General features: G+C 57.3%; 22 protein-coding genes. 19 read left to right on the top strand and 3 right to left on the bottom strand.

The features are described from left to right. The first annotated feature begins 52 nt into the window (after positions 1-52). From ispC to tilS, 16 genes are all read left to right on the top strand, one after another. Positions 53-1255 (top strand): 1-deoxy-D-xylulose-5-phosphate reductoisomerase, encoded by a 1203-nt coding sequence (gene ispC / locus OHJ17_RS20670; RefSeq protein WP_004178642.1) that lies wholly within the window; start codon positions 53-55, stop codon positions 1253-1255. A gap of 237 nt (positions 1256-1492) precedes the next feature. After that, positions 1493-2251 (top strand): (2E,6E)-farnesyl-diphosphate-specific ditrans,polycis-undecaprenyl-diphosphate synthase, encoded by a 759-nt coding sequence (ispU, locus tag OHJ17_RS20665; protein ID WP_002889316.1) that lies wholly within the window; start codon positions 1493-1495, stop codon positions 2249-2251. A gap of 12 nt (positions 2252-2263) precedes the next feature. Next, a complete protein-coding gene (gene cdsA, locus OHJ17_RS20660) occupies positions 2264-3121 on the top strand; it encodes a phosphatidate cytidylyltransferase (protein ID WP_002889318.1) in 858 nt (285 codons plus the stop codon). An 11-nt stretch (positions 3122-3132) separates the two neighbouring features. Further along, positions 3133-4485 carry a sigma E protease regulator RseP gene (gene rseP, locus OHJ17_RS20655; RefSeq protein ID WP_032433851.1) on the top strand — a complete coding sequence of 451 codons (1353 nt, stop codon included), beginning with the start codon at positions 3133-3135 and terminating at the stop codon, positions 4483-4485. A gap of 31 nt (positions 4486-4516) precedes the next feature. Then, positions 4517-6946, top strand: a complete 2430-nt coding sequence (bamA, locus tag OHJ17_RS20650) for an outer membrane protein assembly factor BamA (protein ID WP_004145860.1) — start codon at positions 4517-4519, stop codon at positions 6944-6946. A 121-nt stretch (positions 6947-7067) separates the two neighbouring features. Next, on the top strand, positions 7068-7553 hold the full coding sequence (gene skp / locus OHJ17_RS20645; protein ID WP_004178645.1) for a molecular chaperone Skp: 486 nt from the start codon (positions 7068-7070) through the stop codon (positions 7551-7553). Positions 7554-7556: 3 nt separating this feature from the next. Next, entirely contained in the window at positions 7557-8582 is a 1026-nt protein-coding gene (gene lpxD, locus OHJ17_RS20640; protein WP_002889327.1) for a UDP-3-O-(3-hydroxymyristoyl)glucosamine N-acyltransferase, read from the top strand. A 105-nt stretch (positions 8583-8687) separates the two neighbouring features. Further along, positions 8688-9143, top strand: coding sequence for a 3-hydroxyacyl-ACP dehydratase FabZ (gene fabZ / locus OHJ17_RS20635; RefSeq protein WP_004145858.1), 456 nt, complete (start codon positions 8688-8690; stop codon positions 9141-9143). A gap of 3 nt (positions 9144-9146) precedes the next feature. Continuing rightward, the gene (lpxA, locus tag OHJ17_RS20630; RefSeq protein ID WP_004178647.1) at positions 9147-9935 is read left to right on the top strand and encodes an acyl-ACP--UDP-N-acetylglucosamine O-acyltransferase; all 789 of its coding nucleotides are present in this window, start codon (positions 9147-9149) and stop codon (positions 9933-9935) included. After that, on the top strand, positions 9935-11086 hold the full coding sequence (lpxB, locus tag OHJ17_RS20625; RefSeq protein WP_002889374.1) for a lipid-A-disaccharide synthase: 1152 nt from the start codon (positions 9935-9937) through the stop codon (positions 11084-11086). The genes lpxA and lpxB overlap by 1 nt, the downstream gene beginning before the upstream one ends. Next, positions 11083-11682, top strand: a complete 600-nt coding sequence (rnhB, locus tag OHJ17_RS20620; RefSeq protein ID WP_002889376.1) for a ribonuclease HII — start codon at positions 11083-11085, stop codon at positions 11680-11682. Before lpxB ends, rnhB begins: the two co-directional genes overlap by 4 nt. Positions 11683-11699: 17 nt before the next feature. Then, positions 11700-15182, top strand: a complete 3483-nt coding sequence (gene dnaE / locus OHJ17_RS20615; RefSeq protein WP_004177353.1) for a DNA polymerase III subunit alpha — start codon at positions 11700-11702, stop codon at positions 15180-15182. 12 nt (positions 15183-15194) lie between these two features. After that, positions 15195-16154: an acetyl-CoA carboxylase carboxyl transferase subunit alpha gene (gene accA / locus OHJ17_RS20610; protein ID WP_004145855.1), complete on the top strand. Its 960-nt coding sequence runs from the start codon at positions 15195-15197 to the stop codon at positions 16152-16154. A 112-nt stretch (positions 16155-16266) separates the two neighbouring features. Beyond that, complete coding sequence (locus tag OHJ17_RS20605) at positions 16267-18420, top strand: lysine decarboxylase LdcC (protein ID WP_002889384.1); 2154 nt, start codon at positions 16267-16269, stop codon at positions 18418-18420. Positions 18421-18466: 46 nt separating this feature from the next. Beyond that, positions 18467-18856: a VOC family protein gene (locus OHJ17_RS20600; RefSeq protein ID WP_004191919.1), complete on the top strand. Its 390-nt coding sequence runs from the start codon at positions 18467-18469 to the stop codon at positions 18854-18856. A 53-nt stretch (positions 18857-18909) separates the two neighbouring features. Beyond that, positions 18910-20223 (top strand): tRNA lysidine(34) synthetase TilS, encoded by a 1314-nt coding sequence (gene tilS, locus OHJ17_RS20595; RefSeq protein ID WP_021469579.1) that lies wholly within the window; start codon positions 18910-18912, stop codon positions 20221-20223. Between the two features lie 13 nt (positions 20224-20236). Here tilS and rof read toward each other — a convergent pair whose 3' ends face one another. Both rof and OHJ17_RS20585 read right to left on the bottom strand, forming a co-directional pair. Further along, on the bottom strand, positions 20237-20497 hold the full coding sequence (rof, locus tag OHJ17_RS20590; RefSeq protein ID WP_002889424.1) for a Rho-binding antiterminator: 261 nt from the start codon (positions 20495-20497) through the stop codon (positions 20237-20239). Next, the gene (locus OHJ17_RS20585) at positions 20484-20684 is read right to left on the bottom strand and encodes a YaeP family protein (protein ID WP_002889429.1); all 201 of its coding nucleotides are present in this window, start codon (positions 20682-20684) and stop codon (positions 20484-20486) included. The genes rof and OHJ17_RS20585 overlap by 14 nt, the downstream gene beginning before the upstream one ends. Before the next feature lie 196 nt (positions 20685-20880). Between OHJ17_RS20585 and OHJ17_RS20580 the strand changes: the two genes are divergently transcribed. Genes OHJ17_RS20580 through nlpE form a run of 3 tightly spaced genes read left to right on the top strand, consistent with a single transcriptional unit; the run spans position 20881 to position 22577 of the window. Continuing rightward, positions 20881-21426 (top strand): YaeQ family protein, encoded by a 546-nt coding sequence (locus OHJ17_RS20580; RefSeq protein WP_002889431.1) that lies wholly within the window; start codon positions 20881-20883, stop codon positions 21424-21426. Continuing rightward, the gene (gene arfB, locus OHJ17_RS20575; RefSeq protein ID WP_002889433.1) at positions 21423-21836 is read left to right on the top strand and encodes an alternative ribosome rescue aminoacyl-tRNA hydrolase ArfB; all 414 of its coding nucleotides are present in this window, start codon (positions 21423-21425) and stop codon (positions 21834-21836) included. The genes OHJ17_RS20580 and arfB overlap by 4 nt, the downstream gene beginning before the upstream one ends. Positions 21837-21878: 42 nt before the next feature. Further along, complete coding sequence (gene nlpE, locus OHJ17_RS20570; RefSeq protein WP_002889435.1) at positions 21879-22577, top strand: envelope stress response activation lipoprotein NlpE; 699 nt, start codon at positions 21879-21881, stop codon at positions 22575-22577. A 131-nt stretch (positions 22578-22708) separates the two neighbouring features. Here the strand turns inward: nlpE and OHJ17_RS20565 are convergent, their stop codons facing one another. Beyond that, entirely contained in the window at positions 22709-23551 is an 843-nt protein-coding gene (locus OHJ17_RS20565) for a YaeF family permuted papain-like enzyme (protein ID WP_002889437.1), read from the bottom strand. Positions 23552-23566: the final 15 nt, after the last annotated feature.

The following is a 23566-nucleotide window of genomic DNA, read 5'->3' as shown; positions in this document are numbered from 1 at the left end:
CTTGCTGGCGGCGTTTTGCTTTTTATTCTGTTTCCACTCTTCTGGACGTCTCATGAAGCAATTAACCGTTCTCGGTTCGACCGGCTCCATTGGCTGTAGCACGCTGGACGTGGTGCGCCATAACCCTGGTCGCTTTTCCGTCGCCGCGCTGGTCGCGGGGAAAAACGTTGACCGTATGGTTGAACAATGCCTGGAATTTACCCCCCGTTACGCGGTGATGGACGATGCGCAAAGCGCTGAGCGGTTGCGCACCCGTCTGCATGAGCATGGCTGTCGCACCGAGGTGCTGAGCGGCCAGCAGGCGGCGGCCGAGGTCGCGGCGCTGGATGAGGTCGATCAGGTCATGGCGGCAATCGTCGGCGCGGCGGGACTGGTGCCGACGCTGGCGGCGATCCGCGCCGGGAAAACGGTATTGTTAGCGAATAAAGAATCGCTGGTGACCTGCGGTCGCTTATTCATGGAGGCGGTGCAACAGTCGGGGGCGCGATTGCTACCGGTCGATAGCGAGCATAACGCTATTTTTCAGAGTATGCCGGAGACAATTCAGCAGCATCTGGGATACGCTGATCTTGCCCGGAACGGCGTCTCGTCTATCCTGCTGACCGGCTCCGGTGGACCTTTCCGCGAGACGGCCGTGGCTGAACTGGCGGCGATGACCCCGGATCAGGCCTGCCGTCATCCCAACTGGTCGATGGGGCGCAAGATCTCCGTCGATTCGGCCACGATGATGAACAAAGGCCTGGAATATATTGAAGCGCGCTGGCTGTTTAACGCCTCGGCCCAGCAGATGGAAGTGCTGATCCATCCGCAGTCGGTGATCCACTCGATGGTTCGCTATCAGGATGGCAGCGTGCTGGCCCAGCTTGGGGAGCCGGATATGCGTACGCCGATCGCCCATACCATGGGCTGGCCGCAGCGACTGAATTCCGGCGTTAAACCGCTGGACTTCTGTCAGTTGAGCAATCTGAGCTTCTCCGCGCCGGACTATACGCGATATCCGTGCCTGAAGCTGGCGATGGACGCGTTTGACGTCGGCCAGGCCGCGACCACGACGCTGAATGCGGCTAATGAAGAGTCGGTTGCCGCGTTTCTGCATGGCGATATCCGCTTTACCGATATTGCGGCGGTTAACCTGGCGGTGCTGGATAAGATGGACCTGCAGGAGCCGCAAAGCATTGATGATGTTCTGGTTATCGACGCCGAGGCGCGCGCAATCGCTCACCAGCAGCTGCAGCGGTTGGTTGCGCAGGCGTAACGCGGTGATATTTGTGGGCGCAAGGCTTCGGTGATATAGTCTGCGCCACCCGATCGTTGCATTTTGTTGTTAAAGATTACGGTGGCCGTGACAAAACACGGCTTTTTTGCGTAAAGCTTTTGGTTGTTCTCTGCGATTGGCTGCAGCCCCGGCACCGGATAAAAATGCGTATCCAGCGCGGCCCGGTGGCCTCTGTTTGGTGGCTAGTTAATCCTTATTATGGACTTAAAACGCGTGATGTTGTCTGCTAATCAAACTGTCAGCGAAATATCGCCCACCCATGGCTGCCGTCATGTCGCCATTATTATGGATGGCAACGGCCGTTGGGCGAAACGGCAAGGTAAAATTCGCGCTTTCGGGCATAAGGCCGGGGCGAAATCCGTGCGTCGCGCGGTCTCCTTCGCGGCGAATAATGGGATTGAGGCGTTAACGTTATACGCGTTCAGCAGCGAAAACTGGAACCGTCCGGCTCAGGAAGTCAGTGCGCTGATGGAACTGTTCGTCTGGGCGCTGGATAGCGAAGTCAAAAGCCTGCACCGACACAATGTGCGTCTGCGGATTATTGGCGACACCACGCGCTTCAATGCGCGCCTGCAGGAGCGGATCCGCAAAGCGGAAGCGCTAACCGCAAACAATACCGGCTTAACGCTGAATATTGCAGCCAATTACGGCGGTCGCTGGGATATTACCCAGGGCGTTCGTTTGCTGGCGAAACAGGTACAGGACGGGACGCTGCTGCCTGAGCAGATCACGGAAGACATGCTGAGTCAGCAGGTCTGCATGCATGAACTGGCTCCCGTTGATTTAGTTATTAGGACCGGGGGAGAGCACCGAATAAGTAACTTTCTGATTTGGCAAATTGCCTATGCCGAACTTTACTTTACGGATGTTCTTTGGCCCGATTTTGCTGAACAGGACTTTGAAGGTGCACTCCATGCCTTTGTTAATCGAGAGCGTCGTTTCGGCGGCACTGAGCCGGGTGGCAGTCATGCCTGATGGGGGTCACTTTTGCTGAAGTATCGCCTGATATCTGCTTTCGTCTTAATCCCCATCGTCATTGCGGCATTGTTTTTATTGCCGCCGATGGGCTTTGCTATCGTCACCCTGGTGGTCTGTATGCTCGCCGCCTGGGAGTGGGGACAACTGAGCGGTTTTACCTCGACGTCGCAGCGGGTTTGGCTGGCGGTGCTGTGCGGCCTTCTGCTGGCGGCGATGCTTTTTCTGCTGCCTGAATACCATTATGACGTTCATCAACCGATGGTTGAAGGGTCGCTATGGGCCTCTTTTGCCTGGTGGATCGTCGCGTTACTGCTGGTGCTCTCATACCCGGCGTCGGCGGCATTCTGGCGCCACTCAAAGGTGCTGCGCCTCATCTTCGGCATCCTGACCATCGTCCCGTTTTTCTGGGGCATGCTGGCGCTGCGCGCCTGGCACTATGCCGATAACCACTACAGCGGCGCGCTGTGGCTGCTGTACGTCATGATCCTGGTGTGGGGCGCGGACTCTGGCGCCTATATGTTTGGTAAAATGTTTGGCAAGCACAAGCTGGCGCCGAAGGTCTCACCGGGTAAAACCTGGCAGGGCTTTTTTGGCGGTTTGCTGACCGCGGCAGTGATTTCCTGGGCCTACGGCGTGTGGGCCCATCTTGACGTCACGCCGACGGTGCTGCTGGTCTGTTCGGTGGTGGCGGCCCTGGCTTCGGTGCTGGGCGACCTGACGGAAAGTATGTTTAAGCGCGAGGCCGGCATTAAGGATAGCGGGCACTTGATTCCCGGACATGGTGGTATTCTCGATCGTATCGACAGCCTGACGGCGGCGGTACCGGTCTTCGCCTGTCTGCTACTGTTGGTCTTCAGGACGATTTGACGGAAGGTTATATGCTGAGCGTGCTCTGGAATCTGGCGGCTTTTATCATTGCGCTTGGCGTACTGATTACGGTGCATGAGTTTGGCCATTTTTGGGTGGCGCGCCGCTGCGGTATCCGGGTTGAGCGTTTTTCTATCGGCTTCGGCAAAGCGCTGTGGCGGCGGATGGATAAGCAGGGCACAGAGTTCGTCATCGCCCTGATCCCACTGGGCGGCTACGTCAAGATGCTGGATGAGCGTGTTGAAGCGGTGGCGCCGGAGATGCGTCATTATGCCTTCAACAATAAAACCGTCGGTCAGCGTGCGGCGGTGATTGCCGCCGGCCCCATCGCTAACTTCATTTTCGCTATCTTTGCTTACTGGCTGGTCTTTATCATCGGCGTTCCCGGCGTGCGGCCGGTGGTGGGTGAAATAACGCCCAATTCGGTTGCCGCGCAAGCACAAATTGCAAAAGGAACGGAACTTAAAGCGATAGATGGTATCGAAACGCCTGATTGGGATGCGGTGCGTCTGCAGCTGGTGGCCAAAATCGGCAACCCGCAAACAATAGTTACCGTCGCCCCTTTCGGGACCAATCAGCGCCAGGATAAAATCGTCGATCTGCGGCACTGGTCGTTTGAGCCAGACAAGCAAGATCCCGTGACCTCGCTGGGGATCCAGCCGCGCAGCGCGCAGATTGATACGGTGCTGGCTGAGGTTCAGGCGGGATCGGCAGCCCAGAAAGCGGGTTTGCAAGCGGGCGACCGGATCGTTAAAGTCGATGGTCAACCGTTAACGCAGTGGATGACGTTTGTTAATCTGGTGCGCGATAATCCGGGCAAAACGCTGGCGCTGGAGATTGAACGGCAGGGAAGTGCGCTGCCGTTAACCCTGACGCCGGATGCGAAAACGGTGAAAGGTAAGGCGGAAGGGTTCGCAGGGGTGGTGCCAAAGGTCATCCCGCTGCCTGAAGAATACAAGACAGTACGTCAGTACGGACCGTTTGCCGCCATCGCTGAAGCCACGGATAAAACCTGGCAGCTGATGTCGCTGACGGTCAGGATGCTGGGTAAATTGATAACCGGTGATGTCAAACTGAACAACCTCAGTGGGCCGATCTCTATCGCTCAGGGGGCTGGAATGTCAGCGGAGTTTGGGTTGATTTATTATCTGATGTTCCTGGCGCTGATTAGCGTGAACCTCGGAATCATCAACCTGTTCCCTCTACCCGTACTGGATGGGGGACATCTGCTGTTTTTAGCGATTGAAAAGCTGAAGGGCGGGCCGGTATCCGAGCGAGTTCAAGACTTTAGTTATCGCATTGGCTCAATACTGCTGGTGCTGTTAATGGGGCTTGCACTTTTCAATGATTTCTCTCGGTTATAAGAGAGTTTGTTAGGAAGAACGCATAATAACGATGGCGATGAAAAAGTTGCTCATAGCGTCGCTGCTGTTTAGCAGCGCGACTGTATACGGTGCTGAAGGGTTCGTGGTGAAGGACATTCATTTCGAAGGCTTGCAGCGTGTCGCTGTTGGTGCGGCCCTCCTCAGTATGCCAGTGCGTCCTGGCGATACGGTGACCGACGATGATATCAGTAACACTATTCGCGCGCTGTTTGCCACTGGCAACTTCGAGGACGTCCGCGTCCTGCGCGATGGTGATACCCTGCTGGTGCAGGTGAAAGAGCGTCCGACGATCGCCAGCATCACCTTCTCCGGCAACAAGTCGGTGAAAGATGACATGCTCAAGCAGAACCTTGAGGCCTCAGGCGTTCGGGTGGGCGAGTCGCTTGACCGCACGACCATCGCGGATATCGAGAAGGGTCTTGAAGACTTCTACTACAGCGTCGGTAAATACAGCGCCAGCGTCAAAGCAGTCGTTACGCCGCTGCCGCGTAACCGTGTCGATTTGAAGCTGGTCTTCCAGGAAGGCGTCTCCGCAAAAATTCAACAGATCAACATCGTCGGCAACCATGCGTTTTCGACCGATGAGCTGATCTCCCACTTCCAGCTGCGCGATGAGGTGCCGTGGTGGAACGTGGTCGGCGACCGTAAATACCAGAAGCAGAAGCTAGCGGGCGACCTTGAAACCCTGCGCAGCTACTACCTGGATCGCGGCTATGCCCGTTTCAACATCGATTCTACCCAGGTCAGCCTGACGCCGGATAAGAAAGGGATCTACATCACCGTCAACATCACCGAAGGCGATCAGTACAAGTTTTCCGGAGTGCAGGTGACGGGCAACCTCGCTGGCCATTCCGCGGAAATCGAAGCGCTGACTAAAGTTGAGCCAGGCGAACTGTACAACGGCGCGAAAGTGACCAAGATGGAAAACGACATCAAGAAATTGTTGGGTCGTTATGGTTACGCCTATCCGCGCGTGCAGTCGCAGCCGGAGATCAACGACAGCGATAAAACCGTTAAGCTGCACGTTAACGTCGACGCAGGAAACCGTTATTACGTGCGTAAAATTCGCTTCGAAGGCAACGACACCTCTAAAGATGCCGTACTGCGCCGCGAAATGCGCCAGATGGAAGGCGCATGGCTGGGGAGCGACCTCGTCGATCAGGGTAAAGACCGTCTCAACCGTTTAGGTTTCTTTGAAACGGTGGACACTGATACCCAGCGCGTGCCGGGCAGCCCGGACCAGGTCGACGTTGTCTACAAGGTGAAAGAGCGTAACACCGGTAGCTTCAACTTCGGTATCGGCTACGGCACCGAGAGCGGCGTCAGCTTCCAGGCGGGCGTTCAGCAGGATAACTGGTTAGGTACTGGTTATGCTGTCGGGATCAACGGTACCAAAAACGACTACCAGACCTATACCGAGCTGTCGGTGACCAACCCGTACTTCACCGTAGACGGTGTAAGCCTCGGCGGTCGTGTCTTCTATAATGACTTTGATGCGAACGATGCGGATCTGTCTGACTATACCAACAAAAGCTATGGTACAGACATTACGCTGGGCTTCCCGGTCAATGAATACAACACGCTGCGCGCCGGCGTCGGTTATGTGCATAACTCCCTGTCCAATATGCAGCCGCAGGTGGCAATGTGGCGTTACCTTAACTCGATGGGCCAGTATCCGGACAACACCAACGACCGGAACTCGTTCAGTGCGAATGACTTCACCTTCAACTACGGTTGGACCTATAACAAGCTTGACCGCGGCTTCTTCCCAACGGAAGGTTCGCGCGTCAACCTGAACGGTAAGGTGACCATTCCGGGCTCAGACAACGAGTACTACAAAGCGACGCTGGATACCGCGACCTACGTGCCGATCGACAACGATCATCAGTGGGTAGTACTGGGTCGTACGCGCTTTGGTTATGGCGATGGTATCGGCGGCAAAGAGATGCCGTTCTATGAGAACTTCTATGCCGGTGGTTCCAGCACCGTGCGTGGCTTCCAGTCGAACACCATTGGTCCGAAGGCGGTGTACTTCCCGGCAAGCAGTCGTCATGATGATGACGATAGTTACGATAATGAATGTAAGAGCACCGAATCCGCACCGTGTAAATCCGATGATGCGGTGGGCGGTAACGCGATGGCGGTGGCCAGCCTTGAGCTGATTACCCCGACGCCGTTTATTAGTGACAAATATGCGAACTCGGTCCGTACTTCCGTCTTCTGGGATATGGGTACCGTATGGGATACTCACTGGGATTCGAGCGCGTACGCTGGTTATCCGGATTACAGCGATCCGAGCAACATCCGTATGTCTGCGGGTATTGCCGTGCAGTGGATGTCGCCGTTGGGGCCGTTGGTCTTCTCCTACGCCCAACCGTTCAAAAAGTACGATGGAGACAAAGCCGAACAGTTCCAGTTTAACATTGGTAAAACTTGGTAATTGTTGGCGGCAACGGAATGCAAGTGCAGTATAGCGCTGACTGTAGGCGATAACGCGTTTATCGCCTCGCCACGCAAATAACGGTACCCCTGGGTACTCATGGGATGGTAAGGAGTTTATTGTGAAAAAGTGGTTATTAGCTGCAGGTCTGGGTTTGGCAATGGTAACTTCCGCTCAGGCGGCAGATAAAATTGCCCTGGTGAACATGAACAGCCTGTTCCAACAGGTTGCCCAGAAAACTGGCGTTTCCAACACGCTGGAAAACGAGTTCAAAGGCCGCGCTAGCGAACTGCAGCGTATGGAAGGCGACCTGCAATCCAAAATGCAGCGTCTGCAGTCCATGAAGCCGGGCGCCGAACGTACCAAACTGGAAAAAGACGTGATGGCTCAGCGCCAGACCTTCTCCCAGAAAGCGCAGGCGTTTGAACAGGATCGCGCACGTCGTTCCAACGAAGAGCGTGGCAAACTGGTTACCCGTATCCAGACTGCCGTACAGAGCGTAGCGAAAGATCAGAGCATCGATCTGGTGGTTGACGCGAATGCCGTTGCATATAACAGCAGCGATGTAAAAGACATCACCGCTGATGTGCTGAAACAGGTTAAATAAGTAATGCCTTCAATTCGACTGGCTGATCTCGCGCAGCAGTTGGATGCAGAATTACACGGTGATGGCGATATCGTCATCACCGGCGTTGCGTCCATGCAGAGCGCGAAAACGGGCCAAATCACTTTCATGGTCAACCCTAAGTACCGTGAGCACCTGGCCGCTTGCCAGGCTTCTGCCGTTGTGATGACGCAGGATGATTTACCTTTTGCCCATAGCGCCGCGCTGGTAGTGCGTAACCCCTACCTGACCTACGCGCGCATGGCTCAAATTCTTGATACCACGCCGCAGCCGGCTCAGGATATCGCGCCGAGCGCGGTCATCGATCCGTCGGCGAAGCTGGGTAGCAACGTTGCCATCGGCGCCAACGCGGTTATCGAATCCGGCGTAGTGCTGGGCGATAACGTAGTTATCGGCGCAGGCTGCTTCGTTGGGAAAAATACGAAAATAGGCGCCGGCTCGCGTTTGTGGGCTAATGTGACCGTTTACCATGAGATTGAGATCGGCGAGAATTGCCTGATTCAGTCCAGCACGGTGATTGGCGCGGATGGCTTCGGCTACGCTAACGATCGCGGTAACTGGGTAAAGATCCCGCAGCTGGGTCGCGTCATTATTGGCGATCGCGTGGAGATTGGCGCCTGCACCACGATTGACCGTGGTGCGCTGGACGATACCGTGATTGGCAACGGGGTTATCATTGATAACCAGTGCCAGATTGCGCATAACGTGGTGATTGGCGACAATACCGCGGTCGCTGGCGGCGTTATCATGGCGGGCAGCCTGAAAATTGGCCGCTACTGCATGATTGGCGGCGCCAGCGTGATTAACGGCCATATGGAAATCTGCGATAAGGTCACCGTCACGGGGATGGGGATGGTGATGCGTCCTATCAGCGAACCTGGCGTATATTCCTCCGGTATTCCGCTGCAGCCGAACAAGGCGTGGCGTAAAACCGCTGCGCTGGTGATGAATATTGACGAGATGAGCAAGCGCCTGAAAGCGATTGAGCGCAAGGTTAATCAACAAGACTAATTCATCATTTGGTCACATGACATTTCCGGCCTGTTGCATTCGCTAAAAGATTGCCGCAGGCCGTGTTATTATTGCCTTTTAGTACATTTAGACAGGAAGAGTATTTTGACTACTGACACTCATACTCTGCACATTGAAGAGATTCTGGAACTTCTGCCTCACCGTTACCCGTTCCTGCTGGTAGACCGCGTGCTGGATTTTGAAGAAGGTCGTTTTCTGCGCGCAGTAAAAAATGTTTCTGTAAACGAGCCGTTTTTCCAGGGGCACTTCCCTGGTAAGCCGATTTTGCCGGGCGTCCTGATTCTGGAAGCAATGGCGCAAGCCACCGGGATTCTGGCGTTCAAAAGCGTCGGAAAACTGGAACCAGGCGAGCTGTACTACTTCGCGGGTATCGATGAAGCACGCTTCAAACGCCCGGTAGTACCAGGCGATCAGATGATTATGGAAGTCACTTTCGAGAAAACCCGCCGCGGCCTGACTCGTTTCAAAGGCGTTGCGCTGGTTGACGGTAAAGTGGTTTGCGAAGCGACGATGATGTGTGCGCGTAGCCGGGAGGCCTGATACGTGATTGATAAAACCGCTTTTGTTCATCCTACCGCCATTGTAGAAGAAGGCGCCGTGATTGGCGCTAACGTCCACATTGGTCCGTTTTGTATTGTTGGCGCTAACGTCGAAATCGGCGAAGGCACCGTGCTGAAGTCTCACGTTGTCGTTAACGGCCACACCAAAATCGGCCGTGACAATGAGATCTATCAGTTCGCTTCCATCGGCGAAGTTAACCAGGATCTGAAATATGCTGGCGAACCGACCCGGGTGGAAATTGGCGATCGCAACCGCATTCGCGAAAGCGTCACCATTCATCGCGGCACAGTACAGGGCGGTGGATTAACAAAGGTGGGCAACGATAACCTGCTGATGATCAACGCCCACGTGGCGCACGATTGTACGCTTGGCGATCGCTGCATTCTGGCCAATAACGCGACGCTCGCGGGCCATGTTTCGCTGGATGATTATGTCATTATCGGCGGCATGACGGCGGTGCATCAGTTCTGCGTCATTGGCTCACACGTTATGGTTGGCGGCTGCTCCGGCGTGGCGCAGGACGTTCCGCCGTTCGTAATTGCCCAGGGCAACCATGCGACGCCGTTCGGCGTTAACATCGAAGGGCTGAAACGCCGCGGCTTCAGCCGGGAAGCAATCACCGCGATCCGCAACGCGTATAAACTGCTGTACCGCAGCGGCAAAACGCTGGAAGAAGCCAAGCCGGAAATCGCCGAACTGGCTGCTCAGCATCCTGAGGTTCAGCCGTTTGTCGATTTCTTCGCTCGTTCTACCCGCGGCTTGATTCGTTAATGGCTGAACAGCGTCCCCTGACGATTGCCCTGGTCGCCGGAGAAACCTCCGGCGATATTCTAGGCGCTGGTCTCATCCGCGCGCTTAAAGCACGCATCCCGAATGCGCGCTTTGTCGGCGTGGCGGGGCCGCTAATGCAGGCGGAAGGGTGCGAAGCCTGGTATGAAATGGAAGAGCTGGCGGTGATGGGCATTGTTGAAGTGCTCGGTCGCCTGCGTCGCTTACTCCATATTCGCGCCGATTTGACCCGCCGCTTCGGCGAGCTGCGTCCCGATGTCTTCGTCGGCATCGACGCCCCTGACTTTAATATCACCCTCGAAGGAAATCTGAAAAAGCAGGGCATCAAAACCATTCACTACGTCAGCCCGTCGGTCTGGGCCTGGCGACAAAAACGCGTTTTCAAAATCGGCAGATCCACCGATCTGGTGCTAGCCTTTCTGCCTTTCGAAAAAGCGTTTTATGACAAATTTAACGTCCCCTGCCGCTTTATTGGCCATACCATGGCGGATGCGATGCCGCTGGATCCTGACAAAGGCGCTGCGCGCGACCGGTTAGGGATCCCGCACAGCGTGCGCTGCCTCGCTCTGCTACCCGGCAGCCGCGGCGCGGAAGTCGAAATGCTTAGCGCCGACTTCCTGAAAACCGCGCAGCTTCTGCGCGCCACCTATCCCGATCTGCAGGTGGTGGTGCCGCTGGTTAATGCTAAACGGCGGGAGCAGTTTGAGCGTATTAAAGCTGAGACGGCGCCGGATATGATCGTGCATATGCTGGACGGTCAGGCGCGCGATGCAATGATCGCCAGCGACGCCGCGCTGCTGGCCTCCGGGACGGCAGCGCTGGAGTGTATGCTGGCGAAATGCCCGATGGTGGTTGGCTACCGGATGAAGCCGTTCACCTTCTGGCTGGCGAAGCGGTTGGTAAAAACCGACTACGTCTCGTTACCGAACCTGCTGGCCGGTCGCGAACTGGTTAAAGAGCTGCTGCAGGATGAGTGCGAGCCCCAGGCGCTGGCAGCCGCTCTGCAGCCGCTGCTGGCCGATGGCAAAACCAGCCATGAGATGCATGAGACGTTCCGCGCCCTGCATCAGCAGATCCGCTGCAACGCCGATGAGCAGGCGGCGGACGCCGTACTGGAGTTAGCAAAACAATGATGGAGTTCGTCTATCCGCATACCCATCTGGTTGCCGGCGTCGATGAGGTCGGGCGTGGCCCCCTGGTTGGCGCGGTGGTGACCGCGGCGGTGATCCTCGATCCGGCGAAGCCGATTGTGGGTCTGAATGATTCCAAAAAACTCAGCGAGAAGCGTCGTCTGGCGCTGTTCGATGAGATTAAAGAGAAAGCGCTGTGCTGGAGCCTGGGGCGCGCCGAGCCGCACGAAATCGACGAGCTGAATATTCTGCATGCCACTATGCTGGCGATGCAGCGCGCCGTCGCCGGCCTGAGCATTGTTCCTGAGTTTGTCCTGATCGATGGCAACCGCTGTCCGTCGCTACCGATGCCCTCCCAGGCGGTGGTGAAAGGCGACAGCCGGGTGGCAGAAATCAGCGCAGCGTCTATTCTGGCAAAAGTCACTCGTGACGCCGAAATGGCCACGCTGGACCTCGCATTTCCCCACTACGGATTTGCCCAGCATAAAGGCTATCCCACCGCTGTTCACCTGCAGAAGCTGCAGGAACACGGCGCAACAGAGCATCACCGGCGCAGTTTTGGCCCGGTGAAGCGTGCCCTGGGCCTGGCGTCCAACTAAGTCACCGGGATCTAAAGATGGCTGAACCACGTTTCGTACACCTGCGGGTGCACAGCGACTATTCCATGATCGATGGGCTGGCAAAGACCGGGCCGCTGGTGAAGAAGGCGGCCTCGCTTGGCATGCCAGCGCTGGCGATCACCGATTTCACCAACCTCTGCGGACTGGTGAAGTTCTACGGGACGGGACACGGCGCGGGGATTAAGCCGATCGTCGGCGCCGACTTTCACGTGCAGTGCGACCTGCTCGGCGACGAATTTACCGAGCTGACCGTGCTGGCGGCGAACAACACCGGCTACCAGAACCTGACCCTGTTGATTTCCCGTGCCTATCAGCGCGGCTACGGCGCCCTGGGGCCGTGGATCGATCGCGACTGGCTGGTGGAACATCAGGAAGGGCTGATTCTGCTCTCCGGCGGCCGGAAAGGTGACGTCGGCGTCAGCCTGATCCGCGGCAATATGCCGCTGGTTGAACAGTGCGTCGCCTTCTACGAAGAGCATTTCCCGGACCGCTATTTTCTGGAGCTGATCCGTACCGGTCGACAGGATGAAGAGGCCTATCTCCACGCCGCCGTGGCGCTGGCGGAAGCGCGCGGCCTGCCGGTGGTGGCGACCAACGATGTCCGCTTTCTCGACACCAGCGATTTCGACGCCCATGAAATCCGCGTCGCGATCCACGACGGCTTTACGCTCGACGACCCGAAACGGCCGCGCAACTACTCGCCGCAGCAATATATGCGCAGCGAGGAAGAGATGTGCGAGCTGTTCGCCGATATTCCGGAAGCGCTGGCGAACAGCGTTGAAATTGCCAAGCGCTGCAACGTCACCGTGCGGCTTGGCGAATATTTCCTGCCGCAGTTCCCGACCGGCGATATGACCACGGAAGATTTCCTGGTCATGAAATCGAAAGAGGGTCTGGAAGAGCGGCTGGAATTCCTCTTCCCGGATCCTGCCGTCCGTGCTGAAAAGCGCCCGGAGTATGACCAGCGTCTGGATATTGAGCTCCAGGTTATCAACCAGATGGGGTTCCCGGGCTACTTCCTGATTGTGATGGAGTTTATCCAGTGGTCGAAGGATAACGGCGTGCCGGTTGGCCCGGGACGCGGTTCCGGCGCCGGTTCGCTGGTGGCCTACGCGCTGAAGATAACCGATCTTGACCCGCTGGAGTTCGACCTGCTGTTCGAACGTTTCCTTAACCCGGAACGTGTCTCGATGCCCGACTTCGACGTCGACTTCTGCATGGAGAAACGCGACCAGGTTATCGAGCACGTGGCGGATATGTACGGCCGCGACGCGGTATCGCAGATCATCACCTTCGGTACCATGGCGGCGAAAGCGGTCATCCGCGATGTCGGTCGCGTGCTGGGTCACCCGTACGGATTTGTCGATCGTATCTCCAAGCTGGTGCCGCCCGATCCGGGCATGACGCTGGCGAAAGCCTTTGAGGCCGAGCCGCAGCTGCCGGAGATCTACGAGGCGGACGAAGAAGTGAAAGCGCTGATCGACATGGCGCGTAAGCTGGAAGGGGTGACGCGAAACGCCGGTAAACATGCCGGTGGGGTAGTTATCGCTCCAACCAAAATCACCGATTTCGCGCCACTGTATTGCGATGAGCAGGGGCTGCATCCGGTTACCCAGTTTGATAAGAACGACGTGGAATACGCCGGGCTGGTGAAATTCGACTTCCTCGGTCTGCGTACGCTCACTATCATTAACTGGGCGCTGGAGATGATCAACAAGCGCCGTGAGAAGAACGGCGAAGGGCCGCTGGATATCGCCGCCATCCCGCTGGATGACAAGAAAAGCTTCGACATGCTGCAGCGCTCGGAAACCACCGCGGTCTTCCAGCTTGAATCACGCGGCATGAAAGATCTGATTAAACGCCTGCAGCCGGACTGCTTCGAAGATATGATCGCGCTGGTGGCTCTGTTTCGCCCGGGCCCGCTGCAGTCGGGGATGGTAGATAACTTTATCGACCGTAAGCATGGCCGCGAGGAGATCTCTTATCCGGACGTGCAGTGGCAGCATGAAAGCCTGAAACCGGTGCTGGAGCCAACCTACGGCATCATCCTGTATCAGGAACAGGTCATGCAGATTGCCCAGGTGCTGTCCGGATATACCCTCGGCGGCGCGGACATGCTGCGTCGTGCGATGGGTAAGAAAAAGCCGGAGGAGATGGCCAAGCAGCGTTCTATCTTTGAGGATGGGGCGAAGAAAAACGGCATAGACGGCGAACTGGCGATGAAAATCTTCGACCTGGTGGAGAAATTCGCCGGTTACGGATTTAACAAATCGCACTCCGCCGCCTACGCGTTGGTCTCCTACCAGACGCTGTGGCTTAAGGCGCACTACCCGGCCGAGTTTATGGCGGCAGTGATGACCGCCGATATGGACAACACCGAGAAGGTGGTTGGCCTGGTGGATGAGTGCTGGCGAATGGGGCTAAAAATCCTGCCCCCGGATATTAACTCCGGCCTGTACCATTTCCACGTCAACGACGATGGCGAGATCGTCTACGGCATTGGCGCCATCAAGGGCGTCGGCGAAGGACCGATCGAAGCGATTATTGAGGCGCGCAACAATGGCGGCTATTTCCGCGAGCTGTTCGATCTCTGCGCGCGAACCGATATTAAAAAGCTCAACCGTCGGGTGCTGGAAAAGCTGATTATGTCCGGGGCGTTCGATCGTCTCGGCCCACATCGCGCGGCGCTGATGAATTCGCTGGGCGATGCGTTGAAAGCCGCTGACCAGCACGCGAAAGCCGAGGCCATCGGCCAGGCTGATATGTTCGGCGTGCTGGCGGAAGAGCCCGAGCAAATTGAGCAATCCTACGCCAGCTGCCAGCCATGGCCTGAGCAGGTGGTGCTGGATGGTGAAAGGGAGACCCTGGGGCTATACCTCACCGGACACCCGATTAACCAGTATCTGAAGGAGATTGAGCGCTACGTCGGCGGCGTGAGGCTCAAAGACATGCATCCGACCGAACGTGGGAAAGTCACCACGGCGGCGGGGCTGGTGATTGCGGCGCGGGTAATGGTCACCAAGCGCGGCAATCGTATCGGCATCTGTACCCTGGATGACCGTTCCGGGCGGCTGGAAGTGATGTTATTCACCGACGCGCTGGATAAATATCAGCAGTTGCTGGAAAAAGACCGCATACTTATCGTCAGCGGACAGGTCAGCTTTGATGACTTTAGCGGGGGGCTTAAAATGACCGCCCGTGAAGTCATGGACATTGACGAAGCCCGGGAAAAATATGCTCGCGGGCTTGCTATCTCGCTGACGGACAGGCAAATTGATGACCAGCTTTTAAACCGACTCCGTCAGTCTCTGGAACCCCACCGTTCGGGAACCATTCCAGTGCACCTCTACTATCAGAGGGCGGATGCACGCGCGCGGTTGCGTTTCGGCGCAACATGGCGCGTCTCTCCGAGCGATCGTTTACTTAACGATCTGCGGGGCCTTATCGGCTCGGAGCAGGTGGAACTGGAGTTTGACTAATACAGGAATACTATGAGTCTGAATTTCCTAGATTTTGAACAGCCGATTGCAGAGCTGGAAGCGAAAATCGATTCCCTGACTGCGGTAAGCCGTCAGGATGAGAAACTGGATATTAACATCGACGAAGAAGTGCATCGTCTGCGTGAGAAAAGCGTAGAGCTGACGCGCAAAATCTTCGCCGATCTCGGTGCATGGCAGGTTGCGCAACTGGCGCGCCACCCGCGCCGTCCTTACACCCTGGATTATGTCCGCCTGGCGTTCGACGAATTTGACGAACTGGCCGGTGACCGCGCCTTCGCTGACGATAAAGCGATTGTCGGCGGTATCGCGCGTCTTGACGGTCGTCCGGTGATGATCATCGGCCACCAGAAAGGTCGTGAAACCAAAGAGAAAATTCGCCGCAACTTTGGGATGCCGGCGCCGGAAGGCTACCGCAAAGCGCTACGCCTGATGGAGATGGCTGAGCGGTTTAAAATGCCGATCATCACCTTTATCGACACCCCGGGCGCCTACCCGGGCGTCGGCGCGGAAGAGCGTGGCCAGTCGGAAGCGATCGCCCGCAACCTGCGTGAGATGTCGCGTCTGAGCGTGCCGGTTATCTGCACCGTAATCGGTGAAGGCGGCTCCGGCGGCGCGCTGGCGATCGGCGTGGGCGACAAGGTCAACATGCTCCAGTACAGCACCTATTCGGTCATTTCGCCGGAAGGCTGCGCCTCCATTCTGTGGAAGAGCGCGGATAAAGCGCCGCTGGCTGCGGAAGCGATGGGCATTATCGCCCCGCGTCTGAAAGAGCTGAAGCTGATCGATTCTATCGTTCCGGAACCGCTGGGCGGCGCTCACCGCAACCCGGAAGCGATGGCGGCAAGCCTGAAGGCGCAGCTGCTGGCAGACCTGGCAGACCTCGATCTGCTCAGCGAAGAAGAGCTGCTGAACCGCCGCTATCAGCGTCTGATGAGCTACGGTTACGCTTAACTTTTTCGTCAGGACTAAACACTAAGGGCCGGATTTTCCGGCCCTTTTTTATGTGCGATGCGCCCGGGGGATTGCTATGATGCTTGACTTAGGTGAATACCAGGAGGAAAGCGTGAATATCATCGCCATCATGGGGCCTCACGGCGTCTACCACAAAGACGAGCCGATCAAAGAACTGGAAGCGGCGCTGCAGCGCCAGGGCTTCCAGACCATCTGGCCGCAAAACAGCGCCGACCTGCTGCAGTTTATCGAGCACAACCCGCGCATCTGCGGGGTGATCTTCGACTGGGATGAATACAGCGTCGATCTGTGCAGCGATATCAATCAGCTCAATGAATACCTTCCTCTGTACGCCTTTATTAACGCCCACTCGACGATGGATGTCAGCAGTCAGGATTTGCGCATGACGCTGTGGTTCTTCGAATATGCGCTGGGACTCTCCGAAGAGATCGCCACCCGCATTGGGCAGTACACCCGCGAGTACCTGGAGAATATCACTCCGCCGTTTACCCGCGCGCTGTTCAACTATGTCCAGGAGGGAAAATATACCTTCTGTACGCCGGGCCATATGGGCGGCAGCGCCTATCAGAAAAGCCCGGTGGGCTGCCTGTTCTATGATTTTTTTGGCGGGAATACGCTGAAGGCGGATGTCTCGATTTCGGTCACCGAGCTGGGCTCCCTGCTGGATCATACCGGCCCGCACCTGGAGGCGGAGGAGTATATCGCGCGCGCCTTTGGCGCCGAGCAAAGCTATATGGTGACCAACGGCACCTCGACGTCCAATAAAATTGTCGGCATGTACTCGGCGCCCGCCGGCAGCACCCTGCTGATTGACCGTAACTGTCACAAATCGCTGGCCCACCTGCTGATGATGAGCGATGTGGTTCCCCTGTGGCTGAAGCCGACCCGCAACGCGCTGGGGATCCTCGGCGGTATCCCCCGGCGCGAATTTACCCGCGACAGCATTCAGCAGAAAGTGCGCGACACGGGCGGGGCGCAGTGGCCCGTGCATGCGGTGATCACCAACTCCACCTACGATGGTCTGCTCTATAACACCACCTGGCTTAAGGAGACGCTCGATGTCCCGTCGATCCATTTCGATTCCGCCTGGGTGCCCTATACCCATTTCCATCCGATATATCAGGGGAAAAGTGGTATGAGCGGGGAGCGGATCCCCGGGAAAGTCATCTTCGAGACGCAGTCGACGCATAAGATGCTGGCCGCGCTGTCGCAGGCCTCGCTGATCCACATTAAAGGCAACTATGATGAAGAGACCTTTAACGAAGCCTTTATGATGCATACCTCTACGTCGCCGAGCTACCCCATCGTCGCGTCGATTGAGACCGCGGCGGCGATGCTGCGCGGCAACTCCGGTAAACGTCTGATCCAGCGCTCCATTGAGCGGGCGCTGGACTTCCGCAAAGAGGTGCAGCGACTGCGCGAGGAGTCGGACGGCTGGTTCTTTGATATCTGGCAGCCGGAAGCCGTGGATAAAGCCGAGTGCTGGCCGGTAGCGCCGGGCGAGGACTGGCACGGTTTCAAAGATGCCGATGCGGATCATATGTATCTCGATCCGGTGAAGGTCACCATTCTGACGCCGGGCATGGACGAGCAGGGGAATATGGATGAAGAGGGGATCCCGGCGGCGCTGGTGGCGAAGTTCCTCGACGAGCGGGGCGTGGTGGTAGAGAAAACAGGCCCCTACAATCTGCTGTTCCTGTTCAGTATCGGCATCGATAAAACCCGGGCGATGGGGCTGCTGCGCGGCCTGACCGAGTTTAAACGCGCCTACGATCTCAATCTGCGGGTGAAAAATATGCTGCCGGATCTGTACGCCGAAGATCCCGACTTCTACCGCAACATGCGGATCCAGGATCTGGCGCAGGGGATCCACCGCTTGATCCGTCAGCATCAGCTGCCGCAGCTGATGCTCAGCGCCTTTGACGTCCTGCCGGAAATGAAAATGACGCCGCATCACGCCTGGCAGCGCCAGATCAAGGGGGAGGTGGAAACTATTGAACTGGAGAACCTGGTGGGGCGGATTTCGGCCAACATGATCCTCCCTTATCCGCCGGGGGTTCCGCTGCTGATGCCGGGAGAGATGATCACCGAGGAAAGCCGGGCGGTGCTCGATTTTCTGCTGATGCTTTGCTCTATCGGCCGTCATTACCCGGGCTTTGAGACCGATATTCACGGCGCCAAGCGCGATGAGGACGGTGTGTATCGGGTACGAGTCTTAAAAAATGACGAAAGGCTTGCGCGTTAACGGCGCGCACGAGTAACGTGGCTGGCTTAACAGAAGGAGTTTAACCATGCTGGGTTTGAAACGGGTTCACCATATTGCCATCATTGCGACCGACTACGCCCGCAGTAAAGCGTTCTATTGCGATATTCTGGGGTTTACGCTGCAAAGTGAGTTTTATCGCGCCGAGCGCGATTCCTGGAAAGGCGATCTGGCGCTCAACGGCGAGTATATAATTGAGTTGTTCTCGTTCCCGTTTCCGCCAGCCCGCCCCAGTCGTCCGGAAGCCTGCGGGCTGCGTCATCTGGCCTTTAGCGTGGATGATATCGACGCCGCGGTAGCCCATCTCACCGCGCATGGCGTGGAGTGCGAAGCGATTCGTGTCGATCCCTTTACCGGTAAACGCTTTACCTTCTTTAGCGATCCGGACGACCTGCCGCTGGAAATATATCAGCAGTAAATCTTGCCAGCGCGGCCCTGGCCCGGTAACGTGCCGGGCCATCACTTCTCGGTATGTTCGTGGATATGACGGCTGATATTGCGCATACGCTTCATCCCCATCGCCAGCTGCTGGTGGCCTTCAGCGGCGGTCTGGACTCGACGGTTCTTCTGCATCAGCTGGTGCTGCTGCGGGAACAGGATCCCTCGCTGACGCTGCGGGCGGTGCATGTTCACCACGGCCTTAGCGCCCACGCAGACGACTGGGTGGCGCATTGTCGGCAGATTTGCCAGCAGTGGCAGGTGCCGCTGGTGGTGCATCGCGTGACGTTAGCCCGGGGAGGGCTGGGCGTCGAGGCCCACGCTCGTGCGGCGCGCTATCAGGCCTTTCAGGATACGCTCAATGCCGGCGAGGTGTTAGTGACCGCCCAGCACCAGGACGATCAGTGCGAAACCCTGCTGCTGGCGTTAAAACGCGGCAGCGGTCCTACCGGCCTGTCGGCGATGGCGCCATCCTCTGCCTTTGCCGGCAGTCGACTACTGCGTCCTCTCCTCAATGAAACCCGCGAATCACTACGCCAGTGGGCGCTCGCCCATCAGCTGTCGTGGATCGAAGATGAGAGTAATCAGGATGATACCTATGACCGCAATTTCCTGCGCCTGCGGGTGATCCCGGTGCTGCGCGAGCGTTGGCCGCACTTTAGCGAGGCCGTCGCCCGCAGCGCCAGCCTGTGCGCCGAGCAGGAACAACTGCTGGACGAGATGTTGGCGGCGGAGCTGGCGTCGCTGGTGGCCGAAGATGGCTCGCTGGCTATCGCGCCGCTGGCGACGATGAGTCCGCCGCGCCGAGCGGCGCTGCTGCGTCGCTGGCTCGCCGGGCAGCAGGCGCCGATGCCCGCCCGCGAGGTGCCTGAGCGCCTCTGGCACGAGGTGGCGCTGGCGCGGGAAGATGCCAGCCCCTGTCTGCGGCTGGGGGAATTTACCGTCCGCCGTTTTCAACAGCGTTTGTACTGGGTGAAGTATCTTCCCGGTCAGACGGACAGCGTTCAGCGCTGGCCCGACTGGCGCCAGCCGCTGCGGCTGGCGGACGGTCTCGGCGAGCTGACGCTGCGGCCCGGCGGCAGGCTGCGCCCGCCGTCGGCGGATGAGCCGGTCACCGTCCGCTTTCGCGCCAGCGGCCACCTGCATATTGTCGGGCGCCATGGCGGACGCAAGCTCAAGAAGCTCTGGCAGGAGCTGGGCGTTGCTCCGTGGCGACGAGACACCACGCCGCTGCTGTTTTACGGCGAAACGCCGATTGCCGCAGCGGACGATCTGTTTGTGACCACAGAAGGTGAAGTGAAGGACGGGGAAGGGGTCAGGCTGATGTGGAGGAAAACGGGCGATTAAGCCCGTTTTTGATTCAGGATTCGCTCACCACCACGGTGCCGATTTCCGGGTGACTGAAGCTGGCGATTTTATCCAGGCGCAGCTCGCGGACGTTGCCGGCGAGTTCGACCACCAGATACTCGATATTTTTTCGCGAGATAAGATCGCTGGCCTTTGCCTGCAGCTGTTCGCCATCCTTCAGCGCCAGCGTCAGCACCAGGTGATGCTGGCAGGCCAGCTCCAGGTTGTCGTAATCATCGCAGTTAATGGGTTGATAAGTATCATTCATTGACATAATCGCTCACCAGTAAGTTTGCTGCCGCATAAGCGGCCTTTTCCCTGACTGACTCCGAAAGGGCCTCATCCGCCGCAATCTCATTCAATACTTTCAACACGCAACCCAGCGCATCCGGGATATACCCTAAGTCTCCGCTGGCTATTTCCGCATACCGCTTGCGTATTAACTCACAATAGTGGTCCACATGCCCTCCTGTCAGCGTTCTGACTCAACCGTGGGATGCAAGTTTAAGCCTACGAAGATAAACTCTGTTTAGCAAGGGAACTATATCATAGTCATTTAAGCAATTTCAGCAGGATGAAACAGGTTGCTGCGATTGACGACAGCCTTTTGCCGCCAGTTTCGCTACAATGTACGCCATTCTTTTCAGGAGTTTATTCATGGCGCTGAAAGCGACAATATATAAAGCTGCGGTAAATGTAGCCGATCTGGATCGCAACCAGTTTCTGGATGCTAACCTGACGCTGGCTCAGCATCCGTCAGAAACCCAGGAGCGCATGATGCTGCGCCTGCTGGCATGGATCAAATATGCCGATGAACGGCTACAGTTTACCCGCGGTCTGTCGTCGGATGACGAGCCGGAGCTGTGGCTGCTTAACGATCATCTCGGGGTCGATCTGTGGATCGAACTGGGTCTGCCGGATGAGCGGCGGATTAAGAAAGCCTGCTCACGGGCGCAGGCGGTGGCGCTGTTTGCCTATAATAGCCGGGCAGCTGAAATCTGGTGGCAGCAGAATCAGAGCAAGCTTGCGGCGTACCCGAAGCTGACCATCTGGTATCTTGATGATGCGCAACTGGCACTGCTTAGCGCCTTTGCCGATCGTACCATGACGCTGCAGGCCACTCTGCAGGAGGGCAGTATCTGGTTATCCGATGCTCGGAATAATCTGGAAATTCAGCTTACCGCCTGGCAAGCGTCGGCATGATTACTATTAGCCGCAGCGTAGCCCTTGCCGACGACGAGATCGTCTTGTCAGGCATTCGCGCCCAGGGAGCAGGGGGGCAGCATGTGAACAAAGCGTCGACGGCGATCCATCTGCGCTTTGATATTAAAGCTTCAAGCCTGCCGGAGTTTTACAAAGAGCGCCTGCTCGCCGCCAGCCACCACTTAATTTCTGCTGACGGTGTGGTTATCATTAAGGCTCAGGAATACCGCAGCCAGGAGATGAACCGTGAAGCGGCGATCGCCCGGCTGGTGGCCCTTATTAAAGAATTAACCGCAGTGCAAAAAAGTCGCCGGGAGACGCGACCGACTCGGGCATCGAAAGAGCGACGCCTTGCTTCCAAGGCACAGAAGTCCTCAGTCAAGGCGCTGCGTGGGAAAGTTCGCCAGTGAAGGCGTCGGCGAACGGGTGAAATGGATGATAAGGAAAGCAAAGTGAAGAAAATCGTATTCTCCGTGATAGCGGCCTGTTCGCTGTTCGCGCTGTTTGGTTGTAACCATCGCGCCGAGACTGACACGGTCCAGCCAGCGGCGATGGAAGAGCTCAAGCCGATGCAGCAAAGCTGGCGAGGCGTGCTGCCTTGCGCGGATTGCGAAGGTATCGACACCTCGCTGTTCCTGGAAAAAGACGGGACCTGGGTGATGAATGAGCACTACCAGGGCGCCCGTCGTGAGCCGTCTTCCTTTGCCTCGTACGGCACCTGGGCACGCACCGCGGATAAGCTGGTGCTGACCAACAGCAAGGGCGAGAAATCTTACTTTCGCGCGAAAGGCGACAAGCTGGAGATGCTCGACCGCAACGGAAGCCCCATTCAGTCTCCTCTCAACTATACCCTGGAGCCAGTGAAGGCCAGCCTGCCGACGACGCCGATGGCGATGCGCGGCATGTATTTCTATATGGCCGATGCGGCAACCTTTACCGATTGCGCGACCGGTAAACGCGTCGCGGTGGCGAACAATGCCCAGCTTGAACGGGATTATGCCGCCGCGCGCGGGACCGATACTCGCCCGGTACTGCTGGTGGTAGAAGGGCACTTTACTCTCGAAGCGAACCCGGATACCGGCGAGATGATGAAAACGCTGATGACGGATCAAGCCGGCAAATTTATTCCCGGTAAAGACTGCAGCCATTGATTGTCAGGCCCCTGTCCGGGTAACGGGCAGGGGATGATCCCGCGCAGTACCACCTACTTCCTCCTGTTATTAGCCCTGTCACATCAAGAGTGAGCGTGGATCTGGCTGGCGGAAAAGCGTCAATCGTTTCTTTACTCCGCACCGTCCTTCGGTTTGTTCAGCCCCACCAGCTTACCGGCCTGAAGATAAACTCCCAGTTTCAAATGCCCGACATACTGGAGCTGCGTTTCGGGTTTAAACGTGGCGACGTCTCCTTCCCGCATGTGCAGCAGATCGGAAGGACTGATCCACGCCGCCTGCGCGAGCGTCAGCGGATGCCCGGCTCGGACAAAGGCCTCGCTGACAAACTCCGAGCAAAACCACGCTTTCTTGTCGCCGCTTGCCGCATCGCCCAGCTGCGCTTTAGCCAGGCCACTGACGCACTGCTGGCGAAAGTCTCGTGAGAAGGGGTTGAGCGAGCAGAGCGGTTTGGTGACCATATAAGGGATAAACTGAATAATGCCGCGATAGTTATACCCGCTGTCTTTGACCTGCCAGGCAAAACTTTTCATCGTCGTTGCCTGGTCCGGCGTCAGGTCAGGCACCCTGAGAGCAAAGAGTTTATCGCTGTGCGCCAGCGCCTGCTGAAGGGTAATCACTTGTACGCCGGCGCCGGTGGCTTCCGCAACCTGACCTTCGCCAACATACAGCGCGACGTGGCTTACGGAAGAGGCGCTGAAGGCGCGGATCCCAAGCGATGTGACGCCCAGGCTGGAGGAGAACAGCAGGTCGCCGGAGCGCAGGTCGCTTTCGGCGATTTCGCGCAGTCCGCTGCCGGCAATCGAGCTTTGACGCTGGAGGGTAACAGCCCAGGATGATGAATGGTCATCGGCAGCAGATGTGGAAGGCGAGCTGCGGCCGACGTCCAGGGTACAGGCGGTAAGTAGGAGTAGGGCAAAAGTAAGCAGTCCGCTGCGGAGGAGATGTGCAGTCATTGGTACTGTCCTTGT

The sequence above is a fragment of the Klebsiella sp. KP20-425-1 genome, assembly GCF_025813515.1.
Taxonomy (GTDB): domain Bacteria; phylum Pseudomonadota; class Gammaproteobacteria; order Enterobacterales; family Enterobacteriaceae; genus Klebsiella; species Klebsiella pneumoniae.
Note: the sequence above shows the minus strand (reverse complement) of the source record. Positions and strands in the feature narration are given on the sequence as shown.

Bases quoted from the DNA above. Each gene is read 5' to 3' on its own strand.
- ispC (WP_004178642.1), top strand. From the start codon at position 53: ATGAAGCAATTAACCGTTCTCGGTTCGACCGGCTCCATTGGCTGTAGC.
- ispU (WP_002889316.1), top strand. From the start codon at position 1,493: ATGTTGTCTGCTAATCAAACTGTCAGCGAAATATCGCCCACCCATGGC.
- rseP (WP_032433851.1), top strand. From the start codon at position 3,133: ATGCTGAGCGTGCTCTGGAATCTGGCGGCTTTTATCATTGCGCTTGGC.
- bamA (WP_004145860.1), top strand. From the start codon at position 4,517: ATGGCGATGAAAAAGTTGCTCATAGCGTCGCTGCTGTTTAGCAGCGCG.
- lpxD (WP_002889327.1), top strand. From the start codon at position 7,557: ATGCCTTCAATTCGACTGGCTGATCTCGCGCAGCAGTTGGATGCAGAA.
- lpxB (WP_002889374.1), top strand. From the start codon at position 9,935: ATGGCTGAACAGCGTCCCCTGACGATTGCCCTGGTCGCCGGAGAAACC.
- rnhB (WP_002889376.1), top strand. From the start codon at position 11,083: ATGATGGAGTTCGTCTATCCGCATACCCATCTGGTTGCCGGCGTCGAT.
- dnaE (WP_004177353.1), top strand. From the start codon at position 11,700: ATGGCTGAACCACGTTTCGTACACCTGCGGGTGCACAGCGACTATTCC.
- accA (WP_004145855.1), top strand. From the start codon at position 15,195: ATGAGTCTGAATTTCCTAGATTTTGAACAGCCGATTGCAGAGCTGGAA.
- OHJ17_RS20600 (WP_004191919.1), top strand. From the start codon at position 18,467: ATGCTGGGTTTGAAACGGGTTCACCATATTGCCATCATTGCGACCGAC.
- tilS (WP_021469579.1), top strand. From the start codon at position 18,910: ATGTTCGTGGATATGACGGCTGATATTGCGCATACGCTTCATCCCCAT.
- rof (WP_002889424.1), bottom strand. From the start codon at position 20,497: ATGTCAATGAATGATACTTATCAACCCATTAACTGCGATGATTACGAC.
- OHJ17_RS20580 (WP_002889431.1), top strand. From the start codon at position 20,881: ATGGCGCTGAAAGCGACAATATATAAAGCTGCGGTAAATGTAGCCGAT.
- arfB (WP_002889433.1), top strand. From the start codon at position 21,423: ATGATTACTATTAGCCGCAGCGTAGCCCTTGCCGACGACGAGATCGTC.
- OHJ17_RS20565 (WP_002889437.1), bottom strand. From the start codon at position 23,551: ATGACTGCACATCTCCTCCGCAGCGGACTGCTTACTTTTGCCCTACTC.